The following is an 11,543-nucleotide window of genomic DNA, read 5'->3' on the forward strand; positions in this document are numbered from 1 at the left end:
TTTCTCAAGGCCAACCGCTTCATGACCGGCTCCGCCGCGCCGATTTTCGACGCCGAGCGCAAGGTCATCGCCGTGCTCGATGTCTCCAGCGACAGCTACCTGCCGCCCTCGCACACCTTGGGCATGGTCAAGATGATGAGCCAGACCGTGGAGAATCGGCTGATCCTCAACCTGTTCCATGGCCAGCATTTTCAACTGACCTTCAACACCGGGTTGAACAACCTCGACAGCCAGTGGGCCGGGTTGTTGATTTTCGATGAAAGCGGACAGGTGCTGTCGGCCAATCGCCGTGCCGACAATTTGCTCGGTGTGCGTTTGTCCCGCGTCAGCGTTGAAAGCCTGTTCAAGGTGTCGCTGCTGGAGTTGATCAATCAGCCCGAGGGTCTGCCGTTTGCCTTGCAGACCTCCGGACGCAACCGTTTCCAGTGCTTGCTGAAACGGCCGAAACAGGCGCCGGTGCAAGCGCGGGTATTTGTCGCCGAGGACAAGCCTGCGCCAGCCAGCGCGATCAGCCTCAATACGCTGCATTTCGGCGACAGTCGCGTGGAAAAAGCCGTACGCCAGGCCGAGCGCTTGCTGGAAAAAGACATTCCGTTGCTGATCCACGGCGAAACCGGGGTCGGCAAGGAAGTCTTCGTCAAAGCCTTGCACCAAGCCAGCTCTCGACAAAAACAGGCATTCATCGCAGTGAACTGCGCGGCGATCCCCGCTGAACTGGTCGAGTCCGAGTTGTTCGGTTACGAGAAAGGCGCATTCACCGGGGCCAACCAGAAAGGCAGCATCGGCCTGATCCGCAAGGCCGACAAAGGCACGCTGTTTCTCGACGAGATCGGTGACATGCCGCTGCCAACTCAGGCGCGTTTGTTGCGCGTGTTGCAGGAGCGTTGCGTGCAGCCGGTGGGCAGCAGCGAGTTGTTTCCGGTGGACTTGCGGATCATTTCCGCGACCAACCGATCATTGCGCGAGCAGGTACAACTGGGCCGCTTTCGCGAAGACTTGTACTACCGCATCGGCGGCCTGACCCTGGAGCTGCCGCCGTTACGCGAACGCAGTGACAAGCAGGCGCTGTTCAAACGGCTGTGGGACCAACATCGCGAGCCGACGCAATGGGCGGGGCTGAGCCCGGAGGTGTTGGAGCTGTTTGCAAAGCATCCGTGGCCGGGAAATTTGCGTCAGGTCAGCAGCGTGATGCAGGTGGCACTGGCCATGGCCGAGGAACAACCAGTGCGGCCTGAGCATTTGCCGGATGATTTTTTTGTCGACCTGGAGATGGAACCGGTGGAAACAGCGGCGCCGCTGGGGCTGGATTTGAATGATGTTGAGGCGTTGAACAGGGAGTTGAAGGCGGCTGGAGGGAATATTTCGCATCTGGCGCGGCGCTTGGGGGTTAGCCGGAATACGCTGTACAAGAGGTTGCGGCAGGCTGAATGACAAGTTGTCTGGACGGGCCTCTTCGCGAGCAGGCTCGCTCCCACAGGGGATCGATCATTCCCACGCTCCGCGTGGGAACGCAGCCCGGGACGCTCTGCGTCCCTACAGAGCCGAACGCGGAGCGTCCGTTGAGGCATTCCCACGCAGAGCGTGGGAACGATCATGGTAGGGGCTTTGGGCCTCAGTCAGCCAGACGCCAGGTAGTCCCACCCTTGCCATCTTCCAGCACCACGCCCATCGCTGTCAGCTGATCACGGATACGATCGGACTCAGCCCAATCCTTGCCCGCCCGAGCTGCCAGGCGCGCCGCAATCAGTGCATCGACTTCAGCCGCATCGACCCGCCCTTCAGCGCCGGCCTGCAGGAAGTCATCCGCCTCCAACTGCAACACACCGAGCACACTCGCCAGTTCTTTCAGACGTGCCGCCAGCCCCGCCGCTGCATCGAGATCGCTCTCACGCAGACGATTGATCTCGCGCACCATCTCGAACAGCACGGCGCAGGCTTCAGGGGTGCCGAAGTCGTCGTTCATCACCGTGGTGAAACGCTCGACAAACGCTTCACCGCCTGCCGGCGCCACGCTCGGCAGGCCTTTCAACGCGTGGTAGAAACGCTCCAGTGCGCCCTTGGCGTCCTTGAGGTTGTCTTCCGAATAGTTGATCGCGCTGCGGTAGTGGCTCGATACCAGCAGGTAACGCACGACTTCCGGGTGGTACTTGTCGAGCACGTCGCGGATGGTGAAGAAGTTGTTCAAGGACTTGGACATCTTCTCGCCATTGATGCGAATCATGCCGCAATGCATCCACGCGTTGGCGTAGGTCTTGCCGGTGGCCGCTTCGCTCTGGGCGATTTCGTTTTCGTGGTGCGGGAACTCCAGGTCGCTGCCGCCGCCATGAATGTCGAAGGTCTCACCGAGGCAGCAGGTCGACATCACCGAGCACTCGATGTGCCAGCCCGGACGCCCGGCGCCCCATGGCGATTCCCAGCTCGGCTCGCCCGGCTTGGCGGCTTTCCACAGGACGAAGTCGAGCGGGTCTTGTTTCGACTCGTCGACTTCGATGCGCGCGCCAATGCGCAAATCTTCGATCTTCTTGCGCGACAACTTGCCGTAGCCCATGAACTTGGCGACGCGGTAGTACACGTCGCCATTGCCCGGCGCATAGGCGTAGCCCTTGTCGATCAGGGTCTGGATCATTGCGTGCATGCCGGCGATATGATCGGTGGCGCGCGGTTCCATGTCCGGTTTCTGGATGTTCAGGCGCGCTTCGTCTTCGTGCATCGCGGCGATCATGCGCTCGGTCAGCGCTTCGAACGACTCACCGTTCTCGCGCGCGCGATTGATGATCTTGTCGTCGATGTCGGTGATGTTGCGCACGTAGGTCAGGTCATAACCGCTGAAGCGCAGCCAGCGCGTCACCAGGTCGAACGCGACCATGCTGCGGCCGTGGCCGAGGTGGCAGTAGTCGTAAACGGTCATCCCGCAGACGTACATGCGCACCTTGTTGCCATCCAGCGGCTTGAAGACTTCTTTGCTCTTGGTGAGCGTGTTGTAGATCGTTAGCACGTTAGTTCCTTGACTCACTCACTGGCCCCACGAATCACGCAGGGTCACGGTACGGTTGAATACCGGCTGACCGGGTTTCGAGTCCTTCAGGTCCGCGACGAAGTAGCCTTCGCGCTCGAACTGGAAACGGTCTTCCGGCTGTGCGTTGCCGAGCGATGGCTCAGCGCGACAACCGGTCAGCACTTGCAGCGAGTCAGGGTTGATGTTGTCGAGGAAGCTGGCGCTGTCTTCGGCCTTTTCCGGGTTCGGCGAACGGAACAGGCGATCGTACAGACGCACTTCGCACTCGACGCTGGCGGCAGCCGGCACCCAGTGGATCACGCCTTTGACCTTGCGCCCTTCCGGGTTCTTGCCGAGGGTGTCCGGGTCGTACGAGCAACGCAGTTCGACGATGTTGCCGTCGGCGTCCTTGATCGCTTCGTCGGCGCGGATCACGTAGCTGCCGCGCAGACGCACTTCACCGGCCGGTTCCAGGCGCTTGTAGCCCTTCGGCGGCTCTTCCATGAAGTCTTCACGGTCAATGTAGATTTCCCGGGCAAACGGCAGCGCGCGCACGCCCATGTCTTCTTTCGGGTGGCGTGGCAGTTCGAGGTTTTCGACCTGGCCTTCCGGGTAGTTGGTGATGACCACTTTCAGCGGACGCAGCACGCACATCGCGCGCGGGGCGCTGTGGTCGAGGTCGTCACGGATGCTGAATTCGAGCATGCCGAAATCGACCACGCCGTCGGAACGGTTGGTGCCGATCATTTCGCAGAAGTTGCGGATCGATTTTGGCGTGTAGCCACGGCGGCGGAAGCCCGACAGCGTGGACATGCGCGGATCGTCCCAGCCATTGACGTGCTTCTCGTCAACCAGCTGCTTGAGCTTGCGCTTGCTGGTGATCGTGTAGTTCAGGTTCAGACGGCTGAACTCGTACTGGCGCGGGTTCGCCGGCACCGGCAGGTTGTCCAGGAACCACTCGTACAGCGGGCGATGGCTTTCGAACTCGAGGGTGCAGATCGAATGGGTGATGCCTTCGATGGCGTCCGACTGCCCATGGGTGAAGTCGTAGTTCGGATAGATGCACCACTTGTCACCGGTCTGGTGGTGATGCGCGTGGCGGATGCGATACATGATCGGGTCGCGCAGGTTCATGTTCGGCGAAGCCATGTCGATCTTCGCCCGCAGCACGCGCGCGCCGTCGGGGAATTCACCGGCCTTCATGCGCGCGAACAGGTCGAGGTTTTCCTCAACCGAACGGTCACGGAACGGGCTGTTCTTGCCCGGCTCGGTCAGGCTGCCACGGTATTCCTTGGCCTGCTCCGGGGTCAGGTCGTCGACGTAGGCCTTGCCGGCCTTGATCAGCTCGACGGCCCAGTCGTGCAATTGATCGAAATACTGCGAGGCGTAGCGCACTTCACCGGACCATTCGAAGCCCAGCCATTTGACGTCGCTTTCGATGGCGTCGATGTATTCCTGATCTTCCTTGGCCGGGTTGGTGTCGTCGAAACGCAGGTGCGTGACGCCACCGAACTCCTGGGCCAGGCCGAAGTTGACGCAGATCGACTTGGCGTGGCCGATGTGCAGGTAGCCGTTGGGCTCCGGCGGGAAGCGAGTCACGATCTGGGTGTGCTTGCCCGAGTCCAGGTCTGCCTGGATGATCGGCCGCAGGAAGTTGACCGGCACGGCAGGGCCGGACTTGGCATTCGAGGTAGGGTCGACAGTGGGCTTGCTCATAGGATCCTTGACGTACAGGTGCGCGGCCGCAAAGAGGGGCCAGACAAAACAAAGCCGCTATCATAGCCGATGCTGTCAAGGGCCTGACAGAGCAGCTCTTATAAAGGCACGCATTTAATCGCCGGGAAATGAAAAACCGCCTCGAAATTCGCGCCTGTCACGCTAAACTGCGCACCTTGGCCGAAGCAGGCTGAACCGGTTGTGGGGCTCAATGTCCCAGAACCACGAATTCCTCAGAAGAGTAGCGATCATGACTCAAGTCAAACTGACCACCAACCATGGCGACATCGTCATCGAACTGAACGCTGAAAAGGCGCCGATCACCGTTGACAACTTTCTCGAATACGTTAAGGCCGGTCACTACGAGAACGTGGTTTTCCACCGTGTGATCAAGGGTTTCATGATCCAGGGCGGCGGTTTCCAGCCTGGCATGCAGGAAAAGAAAGACAAGCGCCCGAGCATCAAGAACGAAGCCGACAACGGCCTGAAGAACGAGAAGTACACCCTGGCCATGGCTCGCACCATGGACCCGCATTCGGCATCGGCGCAGTTCTTCATCAATGCCACCAACAACAGCTTCCTCAACCACACCGCCAAGACCGCTCAGGGCTGGGGTTATGCCGTGTTCGGTAAAGTCGTTGCAGGCACTGAAGTAGTCGACAAGATCGAAGGCGTTGCCACCACTTCCAAGGCCGGCCACCAGGACGTACCAGCAGACGACGTGATCATCGAGAAAGCCGAGATCATCGAAGCGTGATATTGCTGATTTCAGACTTGCATCTGGAAGAGGAGCGCCCGGACATTACCCGGGCGTTTCTGGATTTGCTCGCCGGACGCGCGCGCTCGGCGAGTGCGTTGTACATCCTCGGCGACTTCTTCGAGGCGTGGATTGGCGACGACGCCATGACGCCCTTTCAGCGTTCCATCTGCCAGGCCCTGCGCGATTTGAGCGACAGCGGCACGGCCATATTCCTGATGCACGGCAATCGCGATTTCATGCTCGGCAAGGCCTTCTGCAAACAGGCCGGCTGCACCTTGCTGAAGGATCCGAGTGTCGTGCAGTTCTACGGCGAGCCAGTGCTGCTGATGCACGGCGACAGCCTGTGCACCCGCGACGTTGGCTACATGAAGCTGCGCCGCTACCTGCGCAACCCGATCACCCTGTTCATCCTCCGTCATCTGCCGCTGAGCAGCCGCCACAAACTGGCGCGCAAGCTACGCAGCGAAAGCCGTGCACAGACGCGGATGAAGGCCAATGACATCGTCGATGTCACCCCGGAAGAGATTCCGCGAGTGATGCAGGCATTCGGCGTGAAAACCCTGATTCACGGCCACACCCACCGTCCGGCAATTCACAAGTTGCAGCTTGGTGAGCAGGCGGCGAAGCGGATTGTGCTGGGGGATTGGGATCGTCAGGGTTGGGCGTTGCAGGTCGATGAGAGCGGGTATGCCTTGGCGCCGTTCGATTTCGCCCCGCCACTGGCATTGCCGCACGGCTGAAGAGCTTTACCCCCTCACCCCAGCCCTCTCCCCCAGGGGGGCGAGGGGGAAAGGGAGCTGATCGCATGCAGTTCAAAACCTGAGTTCGACTCGGTATCGCAAGTCGATGTACCTCGAACATGCACCGCGGTCAGTCCCCTCTCCCTCCGGGAGAGGGTTAGGGTGAGGGGCTCTTGATTCTAGTGCCCCGAAGCTGCCGGCCCGGCCTTGGCGGCAAACGGCGGTTTCGCCAGCCATACAATCAGAATCAACCCCATGAACCCCCAGCCCAGCAACGTGAAGTAATCCACGGTGGACAGCATGTACGCCTGGCTCGTGAGGATCTGATCCATCTGCGCATACGCCGACTGACTCGCCCCACCTAACGTATTCAACGTCTCGCGCGTTGCCGGCTCGAAGGTGCTGATGCTTTCGCTCATATACGCATGATGCTGATCGGCCCGGCGAATCCAGATCCAGGTGGTCAGCGACGCCGCGAAGCTGCCGCCCAGTGTCCGCAGGAAAGTCGCCAGGCCTGCGCCGTCAGCGATCTGGCTTGGCGGCAAGTCCGACATGAGAATGCTCAGGGTCGGCATGAAGAACAGCGCCACGCCGATGCCCATGAACAACTGCACCAGCGCAATGTGCTGGAAGTCGACTTCGTTGGTGAACTCGGCACGCATGAAGCAGCTCAGGCCAATCGCCAGAAACGCAATGCCGGCGAGCAGACGCAGGTCGAACTTGTGCGCGTATTTGCCGACAAACGGCGACAGCAGCACCGGCAGAATCCCGATCGGCGCCACCGCCAGACCTGCCCAGGTCGCGGTGTAGCCCATTTGCGTCTGCAACCACTGCGGCAGGATCAGGTTGATGCCGAAGAAGCCGGCGTAACCCAAGACCAGCACGAGCGTGCCGATGCGGAAGTTGCGATAGGCGAACAGGCGCAGGTTGACCACCGGATGGCGGTCGGTCATTTCCCAGATCACGAACACCGCCAAGGCGACCACGGAAATCGCCGCGCCGACAATGATGAAATTCGACTCGAACCAGTCCAGGTCATTGCCCTTGTCGAGGATCACCTGCAACGCGCCAACACCGATGATCAGCGTGATCAGGCCGACGTAATCCATTGGCTGGCGACTGGTCACCACCGGCCGTTTCGCCAGTTGCGAACGCACCACCATCACCGCAAAGATGCCGATCGGCACGTTGATAAAGAAGATCCACGGCCAGCTGTAACTGTCGGTGATCCAGCCGCCGAGAATCGGCCCTGCAATCGGCGCGACCACCGTGACCATCGCCAGCAGCGCCAGGGCCATCCCGCGTTTCGCCGGCGGATACACCGCGATCAACAGAGTCTGTGTCATCGGGTACAGCGGCCCGGCGACCAAGCCTTGCAGCACGCGAAAGCCGATCAGCTCAGGCATCGAAGTCGAGATACCGCAGAGAAACGACGCCAGCACGAACAGCATCGTCGCCCACAGAAACAGCTTCACCTCACCGAAGCGGCGGCTGAGCCAACCGGTCAGCGGCAGCGCAATCGCGTTGCTCACGGCGAACGAAGTAATAACCCAGGTGCCCTGCTCCGAACTCACCCCGAGGTTGCCGGAAATCGTCGGCAACGCCACGTTGGCGATGGTCGTGTCGAGCACTTGCATGAACGTCGCCAGCGACAGGCCGATGGTGCTGAGCAACAGGCTGGGCGGCGTGAAAGAAGCGTTATTGCTCATTGTGAATCCTATGAAACCTGATGGTCGCTGCGGCCTGATGAACACAGCCGGCCCTGTGGTAGCAGGCCCTTGTGGCTAGGGGATTATCTGTGGCGAGGGGATTTATCCCCGCTGGGTCGCGAAGCGGCCCCTCTTTTGGCTCAGGAAAAACGGGCCTGCTGCGCAGTCCAGCGGGGATAAATCCCCTCGCCACAGATAAATCCCCTCGCCACAGATAACCCCTCACCACAGAGCCTGCTTCTGATCCTGTGTGCTCTCAGCGCTGTGCGGTCTTGCCTGCTGCTGCGCTGTTGTCGTGAATCAACTGGGCAATCATCGCGTCCGCTTCGGCCAGTTGGCGCTCGTAGACGTTGGTGCTGAACGAGGCCTTTTGCGGCGGTTGCTGGGCCAGCACCGGGCCGCTCTGGTCGTGCAGATTGACCTCGACATTGGTCGACAGACCGACACGCAGCGGGTGCTTGGCCAGCTGTTCGGCATTGATGTGGATACGCACCGGCACGCGCTGGACGATCTTGATCCAGTTACCGGTGGCGTTCTGTGCCGGCAGCAAGGCAAATGCGCTGCCGGTACCGGCGCCGAGGCTGTCGACGGTGCCGCTGTATTTCACATCGCTGCCATAAATATCTGCCTCGATATCCACTGGCTGACCGATGCGCATGTCACGCAACTGGGTTTCCTTGAAGTTGGCATCAATCCACAGCTGATCCAGCGGAATCACCGCCATCAACGCGGTGCCCGGTTGTACGCGCTGGCCGAGCTGCACGGTGCGCTTGGCGACGTAACCGGTGACCGGCGCGATCAAGGTGCTGCGCGCATTGGTCAGGTAGGCCTGACGCAGATCGGCAGCCGCCGACATTACGTCCGGATGCGACGAGACCACGGTGTCGTCGACCAGTGCGCTGGTGGTTTTCAGTTGCTGTTTGGCGTTGGCCAGAGCGTTCTGCGCCGAGGTCAGGTCGTCGCGGGCGTGGGACAGCTCTTCCTGGGAAATCGCCCCGCCCTGGGCGAGATTTTTCCGCCGGTTGTAGTTGTCCTGGGCCTTCTGCACTTCGGCCTGCTGCGCATTGACCTGAGCTTTCATGCCGTCGACGTTGCTATACAGGCCGCGCACCTGACGCACGGTGCGCGCCAGTTTCGCCTTGGCACTTTGCAGGCCGACTTCGGCATCGTTGGGGTCGAAGTTGACCAGCACCTGGCCTTCCTGGACCAGATCACCGTCGTCGGCGCCGATGCTGACCACGGTGCCGGTGACCAGCGGCGTGATCTCCACGACGTTGCCGTTGACGTAGGCATCGTCGGTGCTTTCGTTAAAGCGCCCGATGAATTCGTGATAGGCCCAGACGCCGGCAATGGCGAGCAGGACGACCACGGCGAGGGCCAGCAGCATCACCTTGCGTTTGCGCGGGTTGCCGGTGTCCGGGGTGTTGTCTTGAGCTTGGGTGTTTTCGGCAGTGGCCATGACAAATACCTTGAATTAATGGTGCGACGAGGCGGGGCTGGCGTTGGCTGCGTTCAGGTTTTCACTTTGAAAGCCGCCGCCCAGCGCTTGCATCAGTTGAATCGACAGGTCGATCTGCTCGGCATTGAGGGTCGCCAGCTGACGCTGGGCCTGGAGCAATTGCTGCTCGATGCTGAGCACGTCCAGGTAGTTGCCGATGCCGGAACCGTAGCGCTGGACGACGGTGTTGTAAGAATCCTGAGCGATGTCGGTGGCGTGCTGTTGCGCGCCGATCTGCCGGCCGATATCGCGCAGCTGATTGATCGTATCGCCGACATCGCCGAGGGCTTTCACCAGGCTTTTGTTGTACTGCGCCACCGCCAGATCGTAATCAGCGTCGCGCGCATCGAGGTTGGCGCGCAGGCGTCCGCCATCGAAAATCGGCAGCGACACGGTCGGCGCGATGTTGAAGAAGCGGCTGGCCGAACCGAACATCGCATCACCCAGCAACGACTCGGCGCCGGCCGAGGCCGACAGATTGAGGTTGGGATAGAAACGGGTTTTCGCCGCATCGATGTCTTTGCTCGCCGCTTCGACACGCCAGCGTGCCGCGACCAGATCCGGGCGGCGTCCGAGCAGTTCCGCCGGCAACACCGACGGCACCGCCACGGCGCTGGCTTGGAGAACTTTCGGTCGAGCGATTTCGTTGCCACGATCCGGGCCTTTGCCGAGCAATACGGCCAAGGCGATTTTCGCGCTGTTCAAGCGTTTTTCCGCGTCGATCAGGCTGGCCTGAGAACTGGCTTCCAGACTCTGGGTTTGCTGGAACTGGTACTGGCTGTCGATCCCCGAACTCAAGCGGCGCTGACTGAGGTCGAGCATTTGCCGGGTGCGCTTGAGGTCTTCGCTGGCAAGGTCGTAAACGATGTGCGCCTGACCGAGATCGCTATAGGCACGGGCGACGTCAGCGGCAAGTGTCAGCTGCGCGGCCTGACGGTCGACTTCGGCAGCGCGGGCCTCGCCGAGTGCGGCTTCCCAGGCATCGCGCTGACCGCCCCACAAATCGAAGTTGTAATTGAAACCAGCGCTGACATTGCGCACCGTCGCATAGGCGCCGCCCTGCCCCAGCGGATCCTGATCACGAGCCAGCCGCGAACGGCTGATGCCGGCGCTGGCGTCGAGGGTCGGATAACGCTCGGCATCGGCGGCATAGGCGGCGGCACTGGCCTGATGAGCGCGGGCTGCGGCGATCTGCATGTCCGGGCTGTCGTGCAGGGCTTCGCGGATCAGGCCGTCGAGCTGCGGATCGCCGAGGCTGCGCCACCAATCGCTTTTAGGCCACGCCGCTGGCGACAGGGTGACGCCGTCCAGAGACTGCGCTGTCTTCAGGCTCTTCGCGTCGAGGCGCTGGCCTTCAGTGTCGAGGCCGCTGTAGTTGGCGCAACCGGCGAGGATCATCGCCGACAGCAACAACGTCAGACTGCTGCGCAAAGTGTTAGCGCTCATTGTGATCACCTAGACGCTGGATGGTGATCGGGTCACCGGCGGCCAGCAGGATTTTCTTGAGGATGTATTCGAGGGTTTTCAGCTCGTCGCGGGAGATCGCGCCGGCCAGTTCATTCATCGCATCGGCACCGATGTGCGGCAGACGATCAGCCAGTTGCTGGCCCTGCTCGGTCAGTTTCAACTGCACCTGACGCCGGTCGCCTTCGCTGCGCTGACGAAGCAGAAAAGCCTTCTGCTCGAGACGATCGAGCATGCGCGTCATCGACCCGCTGTCCAGCGACAGATGCCGGCACAGCTCGGCCGGCGTGTCGACGCCGAACTGGGCCATGATGATCAACACCTTGAACTGCGCGGCCGTGATGCCGTGGGGTTCCATGTGGGTATCGATGATCCGGTCCTTGAGCAACGCGGCACGGCCGAGCAACAGGCCAAGGTGGCAATGTTTGAATTCTTCCGGGGTGAAATGCTTCATTGGTCGACCTGATAACTGCCTAGGCAGTGAATGTATGTCGAGATGTTACTGCTTAGGCAGCGAATGTCAACGCAATAGTTAGGGGGCTTGGTAATTAATCACTGACCGGCCACGCGGGATCGTTACCACGCTCCGCGCGGGAATGCAGCCGGGGACGCTCTGCGTCCATTTTTGAGAGCGGGGACGCAGAGCGTCCCTTGAGGCATT

The 11,543-nt window shown here is 61.0% G+C and carries 9 protein-coding genes; 3 read left to right on the forward strand and 6 right to left on the reverse strand.

Features of this window, described 5'->3' with window-relative positions:
* A partial coding sequence (locus tag D8U70_RS19135; RefSeq protein WP_130929515.1) for a sigma-54-dependent Fis family transcriptional regulator occupies window positions 1–1,431 on the forward strand: 1,431 nt, incomplete at its 5' end.
* Between the two features lie 181 nt (window positions 1,432–1,612).
* On the opposite strand, the gene cysS is transcribed toward D8U70_RS19135, so the two are convergent.
* Window positions 1,613–2,995 carry a cysteine--tRNA ligase gene (gene cysS / locus D8U70_RS19140; RefSeq protein ID WP_056788857.1) on the reverse strand — a complete coding sequence of 461 codons (1,383 nt, stop codon included), beginning with the start codon at window positions 2,993–2,995 and terminating at the stop codon, window positions 1,613–1,615.
* A gap of 18 nt (window positions 2,996–3,013) precedes the next feature.
* Window positions 3,014–4,711, reverse strand: a complete 1,698-nt coding sequence (locus D8U70_RS19145) for a glutamine--tRNA ligase/YqeY domain fusion protein (RefSeq protein ID WP_130929516.1) — start codon at window positions 4,709–4,711, stop codon at window positions 3,014–3,016.
* A 250-nt stretch (window positions 4,712–4,961) separates the two neighbouring features.
* On the opposite strand from D8U70_RS19145, the gene D8U70_RS19150 reads away from it, so the two are divergent.
* Window positions 4,962–5,468 carry a peptidylprolyl isomerase gene (locus D8U70_RS19150; protein ID WP_073471311.1) on the forward strand — a complete coding sequence of 169 codons (507 nt, stop codon included), beginning with the start codon at window positions 4,962–4,964 and terminating at the stop codon, window positions 5,466–5,468.
* Entirely contained in the window at window positions 5,465–6,211 is a 747-nt protein-coding gene (gene lpxH, locus D8U70_RS19155) for a UDP-2,3-diacylglucosamine diphosphatase (protein ID WP_016775296.1), read from the forward strand. The genes D8U70_RS19150 and lpxH overlap by 4 nt, the downstream gene beginning before the upstream one ends.
* Window positions 6,212–6,390: 179 nt before the next feature.
* Here lpxH and D8U70_RS19160 read toward each other — a convergent pair whose 3' ends face one another.
* The 4 genes from D8U70_RS19160 to D8U70_RS19175 all read right to left on the reverse strand — a co-directional run bounded on the left by D8U70_RS19160 (window position 6,391) and on the right by D8U70_RS19175 (window position 11,336).
* A complete protein-coding gene (locus D8U70_RS19160; protein WP_110645493.1) occupies window positions 6,391–7,920 on the reverse strand; it encodes a DHA2 family efflux MFS transporter permease subunit in 1,530 nt (509 codons plus the stop codon).
* A gap of 256 nt (window positions 7,921–8,176) precedes the next feature.
* Window positions 8,177–9,379 carry an HlyD family efflux transporter periplasmic adaptor subunit gene (locus tag D8U70_RS19165; protein WP_071172914.1) on the reverse strand — a complete coding sequence of 401 codons (1,203 nt, stop codon included), beginning with the start codon at window positions 9,377–9,379 and terminating at the stop codon, window positions 8,177–8,179.
* A gap of 15 nt (window positions 9,380–9,394) precedes the next feature.
* Window positions 9,395–10,864 (reverse strand): efflux transporter outer membrane subunit, encoded by a 1,470-nt coding sequence (locus D8U70_RS19170; protein WP_122703748.1) that lies wholly within the window; start codon window positions 10,862–10,864, stop codon window positions 9,395–9,397.
* A complete protein-coding gene (locus tag D8U70_RS19175; RefSeq protein ID WP_110645491.1) occupies window positions 10,854–11,336 on the reverse strand; it encodes a MarR family transcriptional regulator in 483 nt (160 codons plus the stop codon). The genes D8U70_RS19170 and D8U70_RS19175 overlap by 11 nt, the downstream gene beginning before the upstream one ends.
* Window positions 11,337–11,543 lie beyond the last annotated feature (207 nt).

The organism is Pseudomonas sp. Sample_20 (genome assembly GCF_004307585.1).
Lineage (GTDB): Bacteria > Pseudomonadota > Gammaproteobacteria > Pseudomonadales > Pseudomonadaceae > Aquipseudomonas > Aquipseudomonas atacamensis.